General features: G+C 66.5%; 20 protein-coding genes and 1 pseudogene. 16 read left to right on the top strand and 5 right to left on the bottom strand.

Going from position 1 to position 17,589, the window contains the following annotated elements:
• From K5Q19_RS08520 to K5Q19_RS08480, 9 genes and pseudogenes are all read left to right on the top strand, one after another.
• Positions 1-205: pseudogene (locus K5Q19_RS08520) on the top strand (DEAD/DEAH box helicase); the annotation flags it as partial.
• A gap of 120 nt (positions 206-325) precedes the next feature.
• Positions 326-1,036 carry a sterol desaturase family protein gene (locus K5Q19_RS08515; protein WP_292943438.1) on the top strand — a complete coding sequence of 237 codons (711 nt, stop codon included), beginning with the start codon at positions 326-328 and terminating at the stop codon, positions 1,034-1,036.
• Positions 1,033-1,527 (top strand): DUF2141 domain-containing protein, encoded by a 495-nt coding sequence (locus K5Q19_RS08510; RefSeq protein ID WP_292943435.1) that lies wholly within the window; start codon positions 1,033-1,035, stop codon positions 1,525-1,527. The genes K5Q19_RS08515 and K5Q19_RS08510 overlap by 4 nt, the downstream gene beginning before the upstream one ends.
• Positions 1,528-1,614: 87 nt before the next feature.
• Positions 1,615-2,499, top strand: a complete 885-nt coding sequence (locus tag K5Q19_RS08505; protein ID WP_292943432.1) for a CoA ester lyase — start codon at positions 1,615-1,617, stop codon at positions 2,497-2,499.
• A 130-nt stretch (positions 2,500-2,629) separates the two neighbouring features.
• Complete coding sequence (locus K5Q19_RS08500; protein ID WP_292943430.1) at positions 2,630-4,036, top strand: hypothetical protein; 1,407 nt, start codon at positions 2,630-2,632, stop codon at positions 4,034-4,036.
• 43 nt (positions 4,037-4,079) lie between these two features.
• Positions 4,080-5,057: an alpha/beta hydrolase gene (locus K5Q19_RS08495; RefSeq protein ID WP_292943428.1), complete on the top strand. Its 978-nt coding sequence runs from the start codon at positions 4,080-4,082 to the stop codon at positions 5,055-5,057.
• A gap of 24 nt (positions 5,058-5,081) precedes the next feature.
• Positions 5,082-6,440, top strand: a complete 1,359-nt coding sequence (locus K5Q19_RS08490; protein WP_292943447.1) for a M48 family metalloprotease — start codon at positions 5,082-5,084, stop codon at positions 6,438-6,440.
• A gap of 46 nt (positions 6,441-6,486) precedes the next feature.
• Positions 6,487-7,272: a DsbA family protein gene (locus K5Q19_RS08485; protein ID WP_292943425.1), complete on the top strand. Its 786-nt coding sequence runs from the start codon at positions 6,487-6,489 to the stop codon at positions 7,270-7,272.
• Positions 7,272-8,180 (top strand): hypothetical protein, encoded by a 909-nt coding sequence (locus K5Q19_RS08480; protein WP_292943422.1) that lies wholly within the window; start codon positions 7,272-7,274, stop codon positions 8,178-8,180. Before K5Q19_RS08485 ends, K5Q19_RS08480 begins: the two co-directional genes overlap by 1 nt.
• Before the next feature lie 9 nt (positions 8,181-8,189).
• On the opposite strand, the gene K5Q19_RS08475 is transcribed toward K5Q19_RS08480, so the two are convergent.
• Positions 8,190-8,813 carry an HD domain-containing protein gene (locus K5Q19_RS08475; protein WP_292943419.1) on the bottom strand — a complete coding sequence of 208 codons (624 nt, stop codon included), beginning with the start codon at positions 8,811-8,813 and terminating at the stop codon, positions 8,190-8,192.
• 94 nt (positions 8,814-8,907) lie between these two features.
• Between K5Q19_RS08475 and K5Q19_RS08470 the strand changes: the two genes are divergently transcribed.
• The 6 genes from K5Q19_RS08470 (at position 8,908) to K5Q19_RS08445 (ending at position 13,550) form a co-directional block, all read left to right on the top strand.
• The gene (locus K5Q19_RS08470) at positions 8,908-10,062 is read left to right on the top strand and encodes a histidine kinase (protein WP_292943416.1); all 1,155 of its coding nucleotides are present in this window, start codon (positions 8,908-8,910) and stop codon (positions 10,060-10,062) included.
• Positions 10,063-10,065: 3 nt separating this feature from the next.
• Positions 10,066-10,863 (top strand): LytTR family transcriptional regulator DNA-binding domain-containing protein, encoded by a 798-nt coding sequence (locus tag K5Q19_RS08465; RefSeq protein WP_292943413.1) that lies wholly within the window; start codon positions 10,066-10,068, stop codon positions 10,861-10,863.
• A 194-nt stretch (positions 10,864-11,057) separates the two neighbouring features.
• The gene (nadC, locus tag K5Q19_RS08460; RefSeq protein WP_292943411.1) at positions 11,058-11,921 is read left to right on the top strand and encodes a carboxylating nicotinate-nucleotide diphosphorylase; all 864 of its coding nucleotides are present in this window, start codon (positions 11,058-11,060) and stop codon (positions 11,919-11,921) included.
• Positions 11,922-11,988: 67 nt separating this feature from the next.
• Positions 11,989-12,417 carry a hypothetical protein gene (locus K5Q19_RS08455; protein WP_292943409.1) on the top strand — a complete coding sequence of 143 codons (429 nt, stop codon included), beginning with the start codon at positions 11,989-11,991 and terminating at the stop codon, positions 12,415-12,417.
• Positions 12,417-13,112: a ribonuclease T2 gene (locus K5Q19_RS08450; RefSeq protein WP_292943406.1), complete on the top strand. Its 696-nt coding sequence runs from the start codon at positions 12,417-12,419 to the stop codon at positions 13,110-13,112. Before K5Q19_RS08455 ends, K5Q19_RS08450 begins: the two co-directional genes overlap by 1 nt.
• A 51-nt stretch (positions 13,113-13,163) precedes the next feature.
• The gene (locus tag K5Q19_RS08445) at positions 13,164-13,550 is read left to right on the top strand and encodes a VOC family protein (RefSeq protein WP_292943403.1); all 387 of its coding nucleotides are present in this window, start codon (positions 13,164-13,166) and stop codon (positions 13,548-13,550) included.
• 3 nt (positions 13,551-13,553) lie between these two features.
• Here K5Q19_RS08445 and K5Q19_RS08440 read toward each other — a convergent pair whose 3' ends face one another.
• Entirely contained in the window at positions 13,554-14,009 is a 456-nt protein-coding gene (locus K5Q19_RS08440; protein WP_292943400.1) for a nucleoside deaminase, read from the bottom strand.
• A gap of 125 nt (positions 14,010-14,134) precedes the next feature.
• Between K5Q19_RS08440 and rpmB the strand changes: the two genes are divergently transcribed.
• Entirely contained in the window at positions 14,135-14,419 is a 285-nt protein-coding gene (rpmB, locus tag K5Q19_RS08435; protein ID WP_292943397.1) for a 50S ribosomal protein L28, read from the top strand.
• Between the two features lie 63 nt (positions 14,420-14,482).
• Here the strand turns inward: rpmB and K5Q19_RS08430 are convergent, their stop codons facing one another.
• The 3 genes from K5Q19_RS08430 to K5Q19_RS08420 all read right to left on the bottom strand — a co-directional run bounded on the left by K5Q19_RS08430 (position 14,483) and on the right by K5Q19_RS08420 (position 17,517).
• Positions 14,483-15,478, bottom strand: a complete 996-nt coding sequence (locus K5Q19_RS08430) for an esterase-like activity of phytase family protein (RefSeq protein ID WP_292943395.1) — start codon at positions 15,476-15,478, stop codon at positions 14,483-14,485.
• 25 nt (positions 15,479-15,503) lie between these two features.
• Complete coding sequence (msrB, locus tag K5Q19_RS08425; protein ID WP_292943392.1) at positions 15,504-16,019, bottom strand: peptide-methionine (R)-S-oxide reductase MsrB; 516 nt, start codon at positions 16,017-16,019, stop codon at positions 15,504-15,506.
• A 163-nt stretch (positions 16,020-16,182) separates the two neighbouring features.
• The gene (locus tag K5Q19_RS08420; RefSeq protein ID WP_292943389.1) at positions 16,183-17,517 is read right to left on the bottom strand and encodes a cytochrome P450; all 1,335 of its coding nucleotides are present in this window, start codon (positions 17,515-17,517) and stop codon (positions 16,183-16,185) included.
• Between the last annotated feature and the right edge of the window lie 72 nt (positions 17,518-17,589).

Raw genomic sequence — 17,589 nt, 5'->3', positions numbered from 1 at the left:
CACGCCGGGCGGCCGCGCGCAGGGCCGCGATGGGCGTCCCCGCGATGCCAATCCGCGTGCTGCGGCCGAACGCGGTCCTGTCGGCAATCCCGTCCGTGCCGAGCGCGGCGACGCGCCGGCTAGCGACAAGCCCCGCAGCTTCCGCCCACGCGGCGGCGGTGGCGGTGTCGGCCAGCACCGCAACAAGGTGCGGCGCGCCGTCTGACTTTCGGTGAAGCGCCTTGTGGACTGGCCCAACGGGGCCCTGTCCACAGGCGCGCCGCCTTGGCATAGAGGCTGACGTGATCGTGCCTTCCACCCTGCCCGTGACCGGAGACTCCGCCGCATGAGCGAGCTGTGGCTTTCCGCGCTGGTCATGACGGTGATCGTTGCCGTGCGCTATCTGGCGGTGAGCGGCCTCTTCGCATGGCTGACCAAGCTGGTGCGGCCGGGCCACTATACCGGCCTTGCCCGCCAGATGCGCAGCGAGATCACGTGGAGCCTTGCTTCCGCCGCGATCTACGGCGTTCCCGCGGGGATCATCGCCTGGGGCTGGCAGCATTACGGCTGGACCCGGGTCTACACCGACGTGAACGACTACCCCTTGTGGTGGCTGCCGCTCTCGCTGTTCGTCTATCTCGCGCTGCATGACACGTGGTTCTACTGGACGCACCGCTGGATGCACCGCCCGCAGGTGTTCCGTGCGATCCATGCCGTGCACCACGCCAGCCGCCCGCCGACGGCGTGGGCGGCGATGAATTTCCATCCCGTGGAGGCCGCCATCGTCGGCCTGTTCATTCCGGCGCTGGTCTTTGTGGTGCCGATCCACGCCGGGGTGCTGGGCATCGTGCTCACGGTGATGACCGTGATGGGTGTCACCAATCACATGGGTTGGGAAATGTTTCCCAAGACCCTCGTTCATTCAACTGTAGGGCATTGGATGATAACGGCGAGCCATCACCATCGTCATCACGAGCTCTATCGATGCAATTTCGGCCTCTACTTCCGCTTCTGGGATCATGTTTGCGGAACCGACAAGGGACTTTCTGCGCCATGAAGCACATGAGGTTGCCGCTGGGCCTTGCCCTCTTCGCCGCGCCGCTCGCCATCGCGGCCATGCCGGTGCCGGAAGTTCAGGTCCATCCGCAAGGGCAGGCGCAGGCGGGCTCGTCCATGCCCAGTTCGATTCTCGTGCAGATCGGGGGACTTCGCTCCAACCGCGGCCAGATCCTGGCCTGCATGACGGCCAATCCCAAGACCTTTCCCGATTGCCAGAAGGACCCCAATGCGCTGCACCTCACGGTGCCGGCGCTGAACGGCGAGACGGTGCAGTTCAAGGACGTGCCGCAGGGCCGCTATGCCATCGCGCTGTTTCATGACGAGAACGGCAACGGCCGCATGGACAAGATGATGATGCTGCCGAAGGAGGGCTTCGGTTTTTCGCGCGATGCGCCGCTGCAGTTCGGACCGCCCCGCTTTGGCGCGGCCTCGTTCCAGGTCGGCCCCGCGCAGCTCAGGACCGCCATCAAGGTGCGTTATATCCTGTAACAATCGCTTGCACAGCGACGCCGCATCGGGAAAGGGCGGGGACCAGTACCCCATACCCAAGCGCCTCATGCTTTGTCGGAGAAGTGTGTGCCTGATGCCCTGACCCAAGCGCAGCCGCTGCGCTCGCTGCTCTATATGCCTGCCAGCAATCGCCGTGCCGTGGACAAGGCGCGCGCATTGCCGTGCGATGCCGTGGCGCTTGATCTGGAAGATGCCGTTGCGCCCGAAATGAAGGACGAGGCACGCACCGCGCTGGTCGAGGAAGTGCAGGCTGGCGGCTTCGGGCACCGGCAGATGATAGCGCGGATGAATCCGCTCGGCTCGCCCTGGGGCAAGGCGGATCTTGCCGCACTGGCGCATTGCCCGCTCCACGCCGTGCTGGCGCCCAAGGTGGACGATGCGGCCGATGTGGTCGCGCTGTCGGTGGCCATGGATGGGGCCGGCTATGATCCCGCCGTTCGCCTCTGGGTGATGATCGAAACGCCCAAGGCCGTGCTGGCGCTGGAGCGGATCGCGGAAACGGCGCGGCTCTCGCGGCTGGCCGGATTCGTGCTGGGGCTCAACGATCTCGCCAAGGAAACCGGCATGGCGCAAATGCCGGGGCGTGTCGGCTTCGTGCCGGTCATGGTGCAAGCGCTGATGGCGGCGCGCGCGCATGGCCTCGTCCTGCTCGACGGGGTGTGCAATGCGATCGACGATCCCGCGCGGCTCGAGGCGGAGTGCACTCAGGCGCGCGAACTGGGCTTCGACGGCAAGACGCTGATCCATCCTTCGCAGATCGAGACAGCCAACCGCGTCTTCGCGCCGGGTGCAGCCGAAGTGGCCGAGGCCGAAGCCATTGTCGCCGCGTTTGCCGACCCGGCGAATGCGGGCAAGGGCGCGCTCAAGGTGGGCGGCAAGATGGCCGAACTGCTTCACCGCGACATGGCGGTGAAGCTGCTGGCCAAGGCATCGGCCATCGCGGCGCGTTGAGGTAGCGCCGCAGCGGAACCGGACCGCGCCATTCTCGAACGATTGCGCACAACGGCGCGGCGCAACTTAAACACATCTTTACCATGTTGCGCCATGACGGGCCCCGACAGACGACCACGGGGACTGGTTCATGGATACGTATCGCGGCATCAGTTCGGATGGCTCGGAAGGCCAGGAGCCGCTCGACCTCGCCGCCGAGTATACCGCTTATGAGGAATCGATCGACGAGCAGGGTGCCGTCGCCGCGCCGCCGCCGCCGATCGGGCAGGACGAGCGCCGCATGCAGGTGCGCGCCTACAATTTCTGGGCGAGCCTGCTCGATTCCGGCCAGTTTCCGCCCGTGCAGTCGCTGCTCGACGGGAACATGCCCGACTTCGCCGACCATTCGGTGCTGCTCCATTTCGACAATGGCATCGAGGATCCCGCGATCCCGTTCCTGGGTCAGGTGCTCGCCGATGAATGCGAGGCCTGCAGCGCGCTGCGCCGTCTGAGCGACATCCCCGGACGCTCTCTGCTCTCGCGCATTACCGATCACTACCTGCAGATCATCGCAAACCAGGCGCCGATCGGGTTCGAGGCCGAATTCGTCAACCAGCGCGGCCGCACGATCCTCTATCGCGGCATCCTGCTGCCGTTCTCGACCGACAACCAGACGATCGATTACCTCTACGGCGTGATCAACTGGAAGGAACTGGCCGACCAGCACACCACTGATGCGCTGCTGCTGGAGATCGATCAGGCGCTCGACCAGCGCCCGAGCAGCACCACGCTTGCGCCGCGCCGCACCAGCGTGCCGCTGGGCGGCTGGGCCGACGGGCCAGACAGCGACATGACCGAATACGAGAGCACAGCACCGCTCGATCTGGCCGAGTTCGGGGTCGAAATCATTCCCGGCGAAGCCGCCGAGCCGGTGCATGACCTTGCGCTCGACGAGCCGGAGCCGGCCTGTCTGGCCGACTGGCTCGCCTCGGCCCGCGATCTCGCCCATATCGCGCATGCGAGCGAAGACCGCACCCGCGGTGCGCTTTACGCCGCAATCGGCCGGGCCTGGGACTTCGCGCTGGCCGCCGAAGATGCGCCCGAAGACTATGCCGAAATGGTCGCCGATGCCGGCCTCACCATGCAGGCACGCGCGCCGCTGACGCCGCTCGTCAAGCTCGTGTTCGGCGCGGACTACGACAAGACCCGCATCGCCGAATACACCACCGCGCTGGCCCACGCGCAGCGCCTCTCGCTCGGTTATGGCGAACTGGGCGGCTATCTCGCCAAGGCGCCGGGCGGCCTCAAGGGCGTCGTCGCGCTGGAGCGCAAGCTGCGCCGCGAGGAAACCGGCAAGGCCACATCCAAGCAGCAGCCCTCGCTCGTCGAGAACCTGCGCGCGCTCGATCACAAGCCGCTCTATGCGCTGGAGCCGGAAGGCGCCGAATTCGCGCTGGTCATGGTGCGCCGTCTGGCCAGCGGCCCCGCCGTGCTGTTGGGCGAAATTGCCGACGACCAGCCGATGCTGGAACGCGCCGCGCGCCGTCTGCTGGGCTGAAGGGCCGCTTTCGCACCCTCGCAAAACCGTCTAGCCATGCGCCATGGCTGAAGTAACAATCCTCAAGCGCGCACCTGACAAGCCCCGCCGCCGCTGGCTCCGCTGGACGCTGGCGGTGTTGGCCTTGCTCGGCGTCGGCGGTTTTCTGCTGTACCGGCAAGCGCTTGCGACCGAAGCCGTGGCAATGCTCGACACCGCAGACCGCGTGCTGCGCGGCGGTGATGGATCGATCCGCGAAGTTGCCGCCGTCCGCTTTGGCAGCGATCCCGCGCAGAAGCTGGAGATGTTTCTCCCCGCCGACACAGCCGCCGCGAAGGGGCCGCTGCCGATCGTGGTGTTCATCCATGGCGGGGGCTGGCGTTCGGGCGATCCGCACGACTATCGCTTCATCGCCCGCGCGCTGGCGCCGCAGGGCTATGCCGTGGTGCTGGCGGGCTACCGGCTCTATCCCAGGGCGCGGTATCCGGGAATGCTGGAGGACGGCGCCGCGGCGCTGCGCTGGGTGGCGGACAATGCCCGGGCCAAGGGCGGCGATCCATCCCGCATCGTGCTGATGGGCCATTCTGCCGGGGCCTACAACGCGGTCATGCTCGGGCTGGACAGGCGCTGGCTTGCCGCGCGCGGGCTTTCGGCAGATGCCTTGCGCGGCGTTGTCGGTCTGGCGGGCCCCTACGATTTCTACCCGTTCGAGAGCGAGGCGACCAAGCTGAGCTTCGGCAAGGCCCCGAACCCCGAAGAGACCCAGCCCGTGGTCCATGCCCGCGCCGGGGGGCCGCCCCTTCTGCTCGTCCACGGTACCGCCGATACCCGCGTGCGTCCGCGCAATTCGGTGGAGCTTGCCCGCACGATGACGCGCGCCGGAGCACCGACCCGGGCCGTTCTGCTCGACGGCGTGACGCATGAGGGCCTCATCATGATGTTTGCCCGCCCCTTCTCGCACGATCCGCGCGCGATCGATGCCGTGCTGCCGTTCCTCGCCAAGGTCACCGCTTCACCGGTGGTTCAGGCGAACGGCGGATAAGCTGCAACCATCGTGACACGATCCCTGCCCCGCCGCATCGGCCAAGCCCTCGCGGCCACCATCGCGCTCCTCCTCGCGCCGGCACCAGCCGCCGCGCAATCGGTGCTGCGCGATGCCGAGACTGAAGCCTTCTTCCAGGACATGGCCGCGCCGATCGTGGCGGCGGCGGGTTTCAATCCGCGCGCGATCGATCTTGTCCTGCTCAACGATCCCTCGATCAATGCCTTCGTCGCGGGCGGACAGGCGGTCTATTTCCATTCGGGCCTGATCAGCGCGGCAGACAACGCAGCGGAAGTACAAGGCGTCTTCGCGCACGAGCTGGGCCATATCACTGGCGGCCACGTGATCCGCGGCGACGAGGGCGGCAAGCCGGCCACCGGTATCACCATTCTCAGCCTGCTGCTTGGCGCGGCGGCGGCCGCGGCCGGATCGGGCGATGCGGGCATCGGCATTCTCATGGCCGGCCAGCAGGCGGCGCTGGGCAAGTACCTTGCCTTCAGCCGCGCGCAGGAATCCTCGGCCGACGCGGCCAGCGTGCAGTTCCTCACCAAGGCAGGCATTTCGGGCAAGGGCTCGATCGACTTCTTCAAGAAGCTGCAGAACCTCGAATTCCGCTACGGCTTCAAGCGCGACAGCGACGCCGAATTCTATTCCACCCACCCGATGACGTCGGACCGTCTGACGACGCTGCAGGATTCGTTCTCGCAGGATCCGGCGTGGAACAAGCCCGGCGATCCCGCGCTGCAGGCCCGGTTCCTGCGCGTGAAGGCCAAGCTGGTCGGCTATCTGGCCGAGCCTTCCGCCACGCTCGCCGCCTACCCGGACTGGATGCAGGACGCGCCCGCGCACCTCGCGCGCGCCTATGCCTTCCACAAGGAAGCGCTGATGGACAAGGCGCTGGCCGAGACCGACGCGCTGCTCAAGCTGGACCCGAACGATCCCTATGCGCTTGAGCTCAGGGGACAAGTCCTGCTCGAATCGGGCAAGCCCGGTGATGCGATTGCGCCGCTGCGCCGCGCGGTCGAGCTGACCCGCAACACCCCGCTGATCGCAACCACGCTGGGCCATGCGCTGATCGCAACGGAGGACAAGGCCAATTTTGCCGAGGCCGAACGCGTGCTCAAGACCGCGGTGGCGCGCGACCGTGACAATCCTTTCGCGTGGTACCAGCTGGGTGTTGTCTACGAAGCGCAGGGCGACATTCCCCGCGCGCGACTGGCCAGCGCCGAGCAGCAGCTGGGCGAGATGAAACTGCCCGAAGCGCTGCGCAGTGCCGAAGCGGCTGAAGCCGCGCTGCCCAAGGGTTCGCCCGATTGGCTGCGCGCGCAGGATATCGCGATGTCCGCACGCGCGATGATTGAGCGGATGAGGAAGTCGCGGTAGCGCGGGGCGAGCAGATCGGGGCAGCGGCCCTGCAGGAGTTCTAGGCATGCGTTTCAGTCCGTTTCTTGCCGTTGCACTGGTGGTCGGCGCAGCCGGTGCCGCCGGCGGGTGGTGGGCCATGCATGGCCGTGTCGGCACGGAAGACGCTGCAGCAACGGACCGGAAGCTTGAGGGCCAGCTGGCCGAGGCCGGGATCGATGCTCGCCAGCGCGGCGCGATCGAGGCGCTGGTGCGCAGCTATATCCTCGAACACCCCGAGATCCTGCCCGAAGCCATGGACAAGCTGCAGGCGCGCGAAACCGAGGCACGGCTCGCCCCCTTGCGCGGCGCGCTCGAGACCCCCTTCCCCGGTGCGGTGCTCGGCAATCCGCAAGGCAAGGTCACGCTGGTTGAATTCACCGACTTTTCCTGCACCTATTGCCGGAGCAGCGTGGCCGACGTCGAAGCGCTGGTGAAGAGCAATCCCGATCTGCGTGTGGTGATCCGCGAACTGCCGATCATCTCGCCCGAAAGCGAGCCTGCCGCGCGCATGGGCCTCGCCGCAGCGGCGCAGGGCAGATATGCCGCCTTTCACAAGGCGATGTTCTCGGGCGAGCGGCCCAGCAGCGCCAGCATTGCCGCCGCGGCCAGTGCAGCCGGCATCGACACCGCCGCCGCCGACAGCTTCTCCCGGCAGCCCGGCGTGCATCAGGAACTGGAGCGCAACCTCGGCTTCGCCCGCCAGCTCGGCATCAACGGTACGCCGGCATGGAGCGTGGGCGGCAAGCTGATGACCGGCGCGGTGGGGCGCGAGGCGCTGCAGCAGGCGGTCAACGCGGCCCGCAAAGGCTAATGCGGGCGCGGCTCGCGTCACTGGGGGCAGCGCTCGCCCTGGCGCAGCCAGCCGCCGCGCAGCCGGTTGACGATCTTCAGCAGGACGACGCGCAAGTCCAGACGATCGGCTGGCGGCTCAGCCATGCCAACGCGCCCTATTGCGCGCGCAGCGCGCCGGGGATCGGCCTGCTGCTGGGCGATGTGCAGACGTTCGCCGATCCCGCTGTGGCGCGCGCCGTCTATGGCCTGTCCGGAGATGTTGCGGTGGCCGCAGTCGCCGCAGGCAGCCCGGCCGAGGCGGCGGGTCTGGCCGCCAATGCGGTTGTGGTTGCCGTCGATGGTGCGCCCGTCGGCCCGGCGCCGCGCCGGGGCAGCTGGGACCGCGTCTGGGCGCTGCAATCGCGGCTGGAGCAGGCGGCGGCGCAGGGCGGCAAGGTCTCGCTCACGCTGGAGGGCGGCCGCGTGGTGACGATCACGGCCGCGCCATCGTGCGGGGTGCGCTTCTTCCTTGATGACGCGAAGAACAACGCGGGCGCGACCCGCAGCGAAGTTCGCATCGGCCGCGAGGCGCTGGATCAGCTCGGAGGCGATGAAGCGATGATCGCGGCGGTGCTGGCGCACGAACTGGCCCACGCCGCGCTCGATCATGAAACTCTGCTCGGCCCCGGCAAACGCAGCACCGATGCCGTGCGCCGCACCGAGCGCGAGGCAGACCGGCTCTCGGTCTGGATCATGGCGAATGCCGGATACCCGCCGGAAGCGGCGCTGCGGATGATCCGCCTGATCTACCCGCGCGGCCTGCTGGTGATCCCCGGCGCCAGCCACGGCAAGGCCAGCACCCGCGCCCGCGAGATGGCTGCCGAGATCGCGGTGATGCGCGCCCAGCCCGATACGAACTGGGCGCTGCGGTTCCGCCGGGAACCTTAAGCCGGAACCTTAGGCCGGAACCTCGGCCTTCGCGGCGGTGGTTTCCATCGCGGAAATGGCCGTTTCATTGCGCGGGCGCGCCATCACCCGGCGCACCATCGGTTCGAAGAATTCGAGCGGCAGCGTGTCATAATCGGGATCGAAGGCGGACTGATCGTACTTCGCGCAGAATTCGGCGCAGGCGTCGAAGTAGGGATTGTCGCGGTGCTTTTCGCGCACGTTGCGATCGATGCCGAGGTAGTGGAAGTAGTAATAACCCTGGAACGCGCCGTGGTTGCGGCAGATCCAGTGCTCTTCCTCGCTCACGAAAGGCTGAAGGATCGCGGCGGCGATTTCCGGGTGATTGTACGAGCCCAGCGTATCACCAATGTCGTGCAGCAGCGCCATCACGACATAGCTTTCCGGACGGCCATCGCGATGGGCGCGGGTCGCGGTCTGCAGGCTGTGGGTGAGGCGATCGATCGGGAACCCGCCGAAATCGCCATCGAGCAGCCTGAGGTGCGCCAGCACGCGGTCCGGCAGACCGGCGGCAAAGCCGACATAATCGCGCGCGATGATCGTCCAGTCTTCCTGGGTGCCTTCCTCCATCGAATGGAACTGCGCACGCTCTTCGGAACTGCCGTGATGATCCATGGTTCTCTCCCCTTTTGCGGGAGGATAACCGCTTTACCCGGCCACGCAAAGCCCACCTGTGGCGCGATGCCGAACTGTGGGCTACACATCCTCCATGGCAATGTCGCTGCCGCTCCGCCCGACGCCGTTCTTCGGCAACAAGAACCGCGCCTTCTGGCGCCTGCAGATGCTCGGCTGGGGCGGTGCGATGCTGCTGCGCGCGCTGTCAAGCCTTGCCAACGCGCAGCCCTGGTCGTTCCTCGTCATCGTGCTGATCGCCTCGCTCACCGGCTTTTCGATCAGCCTCATCCTCTCGGTGATCTACCGCGCGCTGATCAACCGCACGCCGCTGATCACCTGGGGCATTACCGCCGTGGTCCTCGCCATCGCGGTGGGGCTCTATGCCTTCATCGATTCCTGGGTGATCAGCCTCTACCGCTCGGGCAGCGACTCCGGCTTCGCGCAGCTGTTCCTCGGCGTGTTCTACCTCGATCTCACGCTGCTCGGCGCGTGGTCGGCGCTCTATTACGCGATCAATTTCTATGTGCAGGTGGAAGAGCAGAACGACCAGCTCATGCGGCTGGAAGCGCAGGCAACCTCCGCCCAGCTCGCCATGCTGCGCTACCAGCTCAACCCGCACTTCCTGTTCAATACGCTGAACTCGATCTCGACACTGGTGCTCCTGAAGCAGACCGAGCCCGCCAACGCGATGCTGAGCCGCCTTTCCTCGTTCCTGCGCTACACGCTGATCAACGAGCCCACGGGCCGCGTGACGGTGGCGCAGGAAGTCGAGACGCTGAAGCTCTACCTCGATATCGAGCGGATGCGCTTCGAGGAGCGCCTCGGCACCGAATTCCGCATCGATGAGGATGCCTCGCCCGCGCTGATGCCCTCGCTGCTGCTGCAGCCGCTGGTGGAAAACGCGATCAAGTATGGCGTGAGCCCGCTCGAGGAAGGGGCCACGATCACCATTGCGGCGCAACTCGTCGGCCCGGTGCTGCGGGTCACCGTGTCCGACACCGGCCCGGGCTTGCAACCGGGCACAGACCCCACGACATTGTTCGGTGTGACCAGTTCCCAATCGGACTCCACGCGCGTCGGCCTCGCCAACATCCGCGACCGGCTCGCGCAGGCCTATGGCGAGAACCAGCGGTTCGAAATCGGCGAGCGGCCGGGAGGAGGCTTCCAGGTGGTGATCGAGCTGCCCTTTGAAGCGCGTGAAACAGCCACTCCGCAGCAGGCCACATCCCTCGCCACACAGCAAAGGTAGCGCATGACCATTCGCACGATCCTCGTCGATGACGAAAAGCTCGCGATCCAGGGCCTCCAGCTGCGGCTTGAGGCTTTCCCCGATGTCGAGATCATCGACACCTGCTCCAACGGGCGCGAGGCGATCCGCAAGATCAAGACCGAGAAGCCCGATCTGGTGTTCTGCGATATCCAGATGCCGGGCTTCGACGGGTTCAGCGTGGTGAGCGGGGTGATCGAGATCGACCCGCCGCTGTTCGTCTTCGTCACCGCCTATTCCGAGCACGCGATCCGCGCGTTCGAGGCCAATGCGGTGGACTATCTCCTGAAGCCGGTCGAACCCGCCCGCCTCGCCGATGCGCTCGACCGCGCGCGCACTCGCCTTGCCGAGAAGCGCGGGCTGGAAGAGGCCGAGAAATTGAAGACCGTGCTCGCCGAAGTTGCACCCGATGCGATGGATGCGATCCCGGACGAGAGCGAACCCGCGGTCGGCCGGTTCGAGAAGCTCATCAACATCAAGGACCGCGGCCAGATCTTCCGCGTCGATGTCGATACGATCGAGCGGATCGAGGCGGCGGGTGACTACATGTGCATCTACACCGGCGACAATTCGCTGATCCTGCGCGAGACGATGAAGGACCTCGAGCGCCGCCTCGATCCGCGCGTGTTCCAGCGCGTCCACCGCTCGAAGATCGTCAATCTGGACCGCGTGCGGCAGGTGCGCCCGCATACCAATGGCGAGTGCTTCCTCGTGCTCGACAGCGGTTCGGAAGTGAAAGTCTCGCGCTCCTACCGCGATGTCGTGGCGCGCTTCGTGCACTGAGATTGGTTCACGCAGAGACCGCAGAGACCGCGAAGATGCTTCGCTGCGGCGCAGCCGCTGTGCATGAATGCAAAAGTTCGGAGCACCACTGCCTTCGGCGATATAGCTCTGCCGTCTTTGCGGCCTCTGCGATCTCTGCGCGAACCCTTTCCGACCTTCTCGACACACCGCAGGTGGATCGGTAAGCCCGCCGCATGACCGCCTTCACCATCCCCGGCTTCGATCTCGATGCCTTTGTCGCTGCCACGCTCGCTGAAGATCTGGGCGAAGGCCTTGCCGGCGGCGGGCATGACGTGACGAGCGAGAGCGTGATCCCGGCGGACGCGCGCTTTGCCGGGGTGATGGACAGCCGCGATGCGATCACCGTCTGCGGGCTGCCGATTGCCGCCGCGTTCTTCCGTGCGCTCGATCCCGCGATGGAGATCGAAGTGCTGGTTGCGGAAGGTGCGCAAGTGGAACCCGGCTCGGCCTTGATGCGCCTCACCGGCGGCGCCCGCGCCATGCTCACCGCCGAACGCAGCGCGCTCAACACCGTGCAGCACCTTTCCGGCGTTGCCACGCTCACACGCCGCTATGTCGATGCGATGGGCGAGACCAAGGCCCGCCTGCTCGATACGCGCAAGACAATTCCCGGCCTCAGGCACCTCGAAAAGTATGCCGTGCGCACCGGCGGCGGGGTGAACCACCGCATGGGGCTGTGGGACGCGGCGATGATCAAGGACAACCATGTCCTCGTCGCGGGCGGTGTTGCCGAAGCGGTGCGCCGCGCGCTCGCTGCCGGGGTGCGCGAGGTGATCTGCGAGGTCGACCACATCGACCAGATCGAACCCGCGCTAGATGCTGGCGCGACCCGCCTGCTGCTCGACAACATGGGCCCGGACCTGCTGCGCGAGGCGGTTGCTCTGGTTGCGGGCCGCACGCCATGCGAGGCTTCAGGCGGCGTCCGGCTCGAAACCATCGGCGCGATTGCCGCCTCGGGCGTGGACTACGTCTCGGTCGGCCGCCTGACGCAGAGCGCGCCGGCTGCCGATATCGGGCTCGATTTCACGCCGATCTGAACGCTGATGCCGTTGCCCAAGGCCAAGGGCATGCTACGCTCCTGATCTTGCAGGAGGAACCGGCACCGTGCGGCCCCATTCGATCATCCGTTTCGAACAGCTCTACCTCGGCGGCACCGCGATCAGCCTGCTGACCCAGTTGCTCAATGTCGCGGGGCTGCTCGGCCGCACCGACAATGACGCCATCAGCCCCTTTGCCCTGCTGCTCATCCTGGGGCTTGGCTACGGGCTGACGTTCCTGTTCTGGTATCTGATCGCGCGGCGGGCCAGCAATCTGGCGAAGTGGGTCCTCGTGGTGATTACCGCGCTCAGCCTGGTGGGGACCGTCCCGCTGGTGGGCATGCTGGTGTTGTCCAGTCCGCTCGAGGCACTGCTCACCGTGCTGGTCACCTTGCTTCAGGTCGTCGCGGTGGTGTTCCTGTTCCGCCCGGATGCCGCCCGGTGGCTGCGTAGCAAGGGGCAGGACCAGTTCGTCGACATCTCCACTTTCAACTGATGCGCGCGATCGCTCTTGCGGCGCTGGCCCTCGCGCTTCCGGCGCTTGCTAAAGCCGAGGTGCCGCAATGCCGCCTGCCGCCGCAAATCCCCGCCCCGGCTCTTCCCTCGCCTGATGGCCCGCGCCGGGTGCTGCCGATCGCGGGCTATACGCTCGCGCTGAGCTGGTCGCCCGAATATTGCCGCACCCGCGCGCGCGATCCGCGCGCGGCCTATCAGTGCGGCGGCAAGCTGGGTCGCTTCGGGTTCATCCTCCATGGCCTCTGGCCCGAAGCGACCCCCGGCATGTGGCCGCAATGGTGCGAGGCCGCGCCGCTCTCCGCCGAAACCGTGCGCCGCAACTTGTGCATGACCCCCTCGCCAGGGCTGCTGGCACACGAATGGGCCAAGCACGGTGCCTGCATAACCGGCTCGCCAGACGGCTACTTCAGGTCTGGCGCCGCCCTCCTGCGCGCGATCCGCTATCCAGACATGATGCGCCTCTCGCGCCGCCCCGACCTTACCGCCGGGACCTTGCGCGCCGCATTTCGTTCGGCCACCCCGTTCCTCCCTGCCGCCGCGATCCGCGTGAAGGCGAACGCGCGCGGCTGGCTGGAGGAAGTCCACCTCTGCTACGGCAAGGACTTCCTGCCCGCAGCGTGCGCGGACCGCGGCGCTGCGGATGGCGCACCGCTCAAGATCTGGCGCGGCGCGTAACGGAAGGGCAGCCTGCGACGAACCTGAAGTGCGCAACCTCGGGAGCCAGACTTGTCGCTCAAGCTCGATCACCTCACTATCCTCTCGCGCGATCCGAAGGCCAGCGCGGCGTTCTATGGCCTGCTGCTCCCCCACCTCGGCTTCGTGCAGAAGAAACCGCACATCTGGGCGAACGAGGATGGCCTCCATATCCAGTTCGGACCCGCCAGGGACGATCTGCCCGGTTACGAGCGCTATGGCCCCGGCCTCAACCACTTCGGCTTCACCGCGCCTTCGGTGGCAATGGTGGAGGAACTCGCAGATGTGATGGAAGCGGCCGGCCATGTCGCCCGGCTGCAGCGCTTTCCGGGTGGCACAACTGCGCTGTTCCTGCCCGATCCCGATGGACTGCGCGTAGAAGTCTCGTGGTATCCGCCCGGTACGCCGCCGGTCGATTGAACCTCAGCGCCGCGCGCGGAAAAAGTCGCGCAGCAATTCCGCCGCCTCGGCCTCGCCGATACCGGTGTAGACTTCGGGCCGGTGCAGGCAGCCCGGCGCATCGAACACTTTCGCGCCGTGCTCCACCGCGCCGCCCTTGGGGTCGCTGGCGGCATAGTAGACCCGCGCCAGCCGCGCATGGACGATCGCGCCCGCACACATCGCGCAAGGCTCCAGCGTGACCCACAAGTCGCAGCCTGTCAGCCGCTCCTGCCCGAGCTTTGCGGCTGCGGCGCGAATCGCCTGTACTTCGGCATGCGCGGTCGGATCATGATCCAGCCGCGGCGTGTTGTGCGCAGCGGCGATCACCTCTCCATCCTTGACGATAACCGCCCCGATGGGCACTTCCCCGCCCGCAGCCGCCTCTGCAGCGGCTTCCAGCGCCTTGCGCATGGGTTCGGGAAGGGGCCAGCGGGTCATGCCATCGGCGCTAGCGCGCCTTGGGTGATCCGCGCAACGTGCGAATCCTTGACTTTGCGTGCCGGATCGGCAAGAGCGCGCCCTTCCCGATCCATGATCGTTCAAATCCAAGCGAGTTTTCAGCCATGTCGCGTATCTGCGAACTGACCGGTAAGGGCCGCCAGGTCGGCCACAACGTGAGCCACGCCAACAACAAGACCAAGCGTCTGTTCCTGCCCAACCTGCAGAACGTCACGCTCATGTCGGAAAAGCTCGACCGCAGCTTCAAGTTCCGCGTCTCGACCCACGGCCTGCGCTCGGTGGAGCACAATGGCGGTCTCGACAACTGGCTGCTCAAGGCGGCCGACACCAAGCTGAGCCCGCGCGCGCTCAAGGTGAAGCGCGAGCTGGTCAAGGCGACTGCCGCCTGATTTGCCTGACGGGCGAGCCAGTCCCGCCTGCAGCTGCTTGCATCAAATCAATCGGGCCGGGGTCTAGCGGACTTCCGGCCCGATTCGCAGCTTGAGCACGAGCGTTCGCTGCAGCAGCGTCATTTCGTTGCTGTCCGAGATCAGCCAGACCATCTGACTGCCATCCGCCTCACGCGTGACGGTCATGCCCTCGTAGTTGTCGCGGATGCGCGGATCATCAATCCGGGCAATCACCTCCGGCGTGATCACGGCTCCGGCATGGACATCCTGCGGCGCAAAGATCGCGATCACCGACCGGAAACCGACAAGGCTGAAATGGCGCCCCAGCACCAGCAGGCGCCCATCCGGCATCCGAGTCAGCTCGCACGGCCGGTAGCCGGGAGGCAGGATGAGCTCGAACCGCTGCGGCGTTTCAAACGGCCGAGGCATGGCCTCAAAGATCAGCCCGGGATGCCGCGTGCGGTCAAGCCCGGGCAGATAGCTCTCACCAACGATGATCGTGCGCCCGTCGGCCAGCCGGGTCACGGCTTCAGCGCCCTTGTTGTCTGGCCATTCCGCCAGCACGGGTAGCGGAATAGGGCTGCGCCGCGAAAGATCCGGACTGTAGCGCTCAAGCCTCGGCACATCTTCATAGGCGACCAACAGGTCGCCGCTGACCGGATCGACCATCACCGCCTCGGCATCGGTGGGAAAGTGGTACTTGTTCCATTCGAGGTTGATGAGGCGGGACGCCTGCGCACGCCACCGGCCGCGCTGGTCCGGACGCGGAAACCACAGGATGCCGCCGCGATCACCGACCGCGACGAAACCGCCCCCTGTCTGTGCGAGGCCCGACAGCGTTCCCAGCAGGCGCGCCTGACCAAGGATCTGCCAAGCGCCTTCAAGCCGCAGCGCACCGGTATCGGGCAGGTGCCCGCGCAAGGGCGGCATGAGATCGGCGAAGTGGATGCCCGGATCGCTGGGCGGCGGGGTTTGCGCGCTGCGCAGCCACACCGTCGGCACAAGCGCGAGGATCAGCAGGGCAAGCTTGAGCGCGCGCATCATGGCCGCGCTTGCCATAGGCGGCCGCCAATGGATAGCGGCTTCAGGCCGCCACGAACTTCAGCGCGTCGCCATTGATGCAGTAGCGCTTGCCGGTGGGCGGCGGGCCATCATCGAACACGTGGCCAAGATGCCCGCCGCAGCGCGAACAATGCACTTCGGTGCGGGTCATGCCGAAGGACGAATCGGTCGAGCTGCCGATGCCGCCCTTGATCGGCGTCCAGAAGCTGGGCCAGCCCGTGCCGCTGTCGAACTTGGTGCTGGAGGCGAACACGGGGTTGCCATCCGCCGCGCAGACGAAGGTTCCCTTGCGGTGCTCCTTGAGCAGCGCCGAAGTGAACGGCCGCTCGGTCCCCTCCTCGCGCAGGATGTAGTACTGCGCGGGGGTGAGGATCTTGCGCCATTCCGCTTCGGTGTGGCGCAGCGGGAACGTACCCTTGCGGGTAGCGGCAGCGGGGGCACCGCAGGCGGCGGCCGTCATGGCGGCCGTGGCAGTAAGAAAGGCAAGGAAGTTGCGACGCGAAGGGTTCATGGCTGCCGGTTCGGGGGAATGGGTCATGCCGTTACAGTCCCTCTCAAACTGAGGAGATCAAGCGGACCATTCAGGTGAGGAAGCGTCCCGCCGTGGGCTGGGGAGGGGGGCGGGATAACCCACCGGCGGGACGCCCCTCTCCTAGCCCCGGCAACCTTAACCGAATCTGACCGAATCGGAAGGGAACCGTTCAGCGCTTTTCGAGCACGACTTCCAACTTGCGGAAACCATGGACAAAGTTGGCGCGCACGCGCTTCACTTCACCCGCGACACGCACGCGCATCCCGCGCTCGTGCATTTCCTCGAGCAGGACGCGCAGCTGCAGTTCGGCAAGACGGGCGCCCACGCAGCGGTGGATGCCATGGCCGAACGCCAGATGGCGGCGGGCGTTCGGCCGGTCGACGATCAGCTTGTCCGGGTTCTCGAACACGGTCTCGTCGCGATTGGCCGAAAGGTACCACATGACGACCTTGTCACCGGCCTTGATCTGCTGTCCGAACAGCTCGTTGTCCGCCGTGCAGGTGCGGCGCATGTGCGCCAGCGGCGTCACGAAGCGCAGGCATTCCTGCACCGCGTTGGGGATCAGCGAGGGATCGCCTTCGAGCAGCGCACGCTGATCGGGGAACTGATCGAGCGCGTGGACGATGCCCGACATCGTGTTTCGCGTGGTATCATTGCCGCCGACGATGAGCAGCACGAGATTGCCCATGAATTCCTGCGGGCTCATCTTCGACATCGCGGGCGAATGGATCATCATCGAAATGAGGTCCGGGCTCGGCGCCTTGCCCATCCGCTCCATCCACAGGCGGCTGAAATAGTGCGCCATTTCCTGCAGGAGGCCGAAGCGGGTGTCGGCCAGATCCTGCGCCAGTGTGAGTTCGACATCACCGGCCCAGTCCGACCAGAAGGTCAGGAGGCGGCGGTCCTTCCACGGGAAGCCGAACAGGATTGCGAGCATGCCGGTCGTGAGCTCGATCGAGACCTTGTCGACCCAGTCGAACTTCTCGCCCCAGGGCAGGCTGTCGAGCACTTCACCGGTGCGCTGCCGGATCTCCGCTTCCATGCGCACGATCTCGCCGGGAGTGAAGGCCGGCGCGACGGTGCGGCGCTGGCCGGTGTGTTCGGGCCGGTCCATCGCGATGAACATCGGCAGCTGCCGTTCGGCGAGCTTGGCCGGGTCGATATCCTCCGGCGGATCGCCAATGGTGATGCCGCCGTGTTGCCACGAGGAGGAGAACAGCTCAGGCAGCGATTCGACGTGCTGGATCGCCTTGTGCGTCGCGATGTTCCAGTAGTCGCCATAGGGCGAGCCGATGACCTTGTTGATCGGCGCCTGCGCACGCATTTCGGCAAAGATCGGGCCCCAGCGGTCCTCGACATAGATGTCGGAGCGGCTGACGTCCCACTTGTGGGTGTGATGCGGCGCGGCCTGCGGATTGGCGGCAAGCCATTCCTCGAACGCCTCGTTCGCGGTGGGGGAGGTCCGGTAGGTGAACGGGGCTTCGGGCGCGAGCTGGGTTGCCATGGCTATCCTTCCGATGCGGACGGCGCATGCACCCACGCCATCCTTCATGTGATGGATACTATCCTTGCAACC

The organism is Novosphingobium sp. (assembly GCF_019748365.1).
Lineage (GTDB): Bacteria > Pseudomonadota > Alphaproteobacteria > Sphingomonadales > Sphingomonadaceae > Novosphingobium.
Note: the sequence above shows the minus strand (reverse complement) of the source record. Positions and strands in the feature narration are given on the sequence as shown.

Bases quoted from the DNA above. Each gene is read 5' to 3' on its own strand.
- K5Q19_RS08515 (WP_292943438.1), top strand. From the start codon at position 326: ATGAGCGAGCTGTGGCTTTCCGCGCTGGTCATGACGGTGATCGTTGCC.
- K5Q19_RS08510 (WP_292943435.1), top strand. From the start codon at position 1,033: ATGAAGCACATGAGGTTGCCGCTGGGCCTTGCCCTCTTCGCCGCGCCG.
- K5Q19_RS08500 (WP_292943430.1), top strand. From the start codon at position 2,630: ATGGATACGTATCGCGGCATCAGTTCGGATGGCTCGGAAGGCCAGGAG.
- K5Q19_RS08495 (WP_292943428.1), top strand. From the start codon at position 4,080: ATGGCTGAAGTAACAATCCTCAAGCGCGCACCTGACAAGCCCCGCCGC.
- K5Q19_RS08485 (WP_292943425.1), top strand. From the start codon at position 6,487: ATGCGTTTCAGTCCGTTTCTTGCCGTTGCACTGGTGGTCGGCGCAGCC.
- K5Q19_RS08480 (WP_292943422.1), top strand. From the start codon at position 7,272: ATGCGGGCGCGGCTCGCGTCACTGGGGGCAGCGCTCGCCCTGGCGCAG.
- K5Q19_RS08475 (WP_292943419.1), bottom strand. From the start codon at position 8,813: ATGGATCATCACGGCAGTTCCGAAGAGCGTGCGCAGTTCCATTCGATG.
- K5Q19_RS08470 (WP_292943416.1), top strand. From the start codon at position 8,908: ATGGCAATGTCGCTGCCGCTCCGCCCGACGCCGTTCTTCGGCAACAAG.
- K5Q19_RS08465 (WP_292943413.1), top strand. From the start codon at position 10,066: ATGACCATTCGCACGATCCTCGTCGATGACGAAAAGCTCGCGATCCAG.
- nadC (WP_292943411.1), top strand. From the start codon at position 11,058: ATGACCGCCTTCACCATCCCCGGCTTCGATCTCGATGCCTTTGTCGCT.
- K5Q19_RS08450 (WP_292943406.1), top strand. From the start codon at position 12,417: ATGCGCGCGATCGCTCTTGCGGCGCTGGCCCTCGCGCTTCCGGCGCTT.
- K5Q19_RS08440 (WP_292943400.1), bottom strand. From the start codon at position 14,009: ATGACCCGCTGGCCCCTTCCCGAACCCATGCGCAAGGCGCTGGAAGCC.
- rpmB (WP_292943397.1), top strand. From the start codon at position 14,135: ATGTCGCGTATCTGCGAACTGACCGGTAAGGGCCGCCAGGTCGGCCAC.
- K5Q19_RS08430 (WP_292943395.1), bottom strand. From the start codon at position 15,478: ATGGCAAGCGCGGCCATGATGCGCGCGCTCAAGCTTGCCCTGCTGATC.
- msrB (WP_292943392.1), bottom strand. From the start codon at position 16,019: ATGACCCATTCCCCCGAACCGGCAGCCATGAACCCTTCGCGTCGCAAC.
- K5Q19_RS08420 (WP_292943389.1), bottom strand. From the start codon at position 17,517: ATGGCAACCCAGCTCGCGCCCGAAGCCCCGTTCACCTACCGGACCTCC.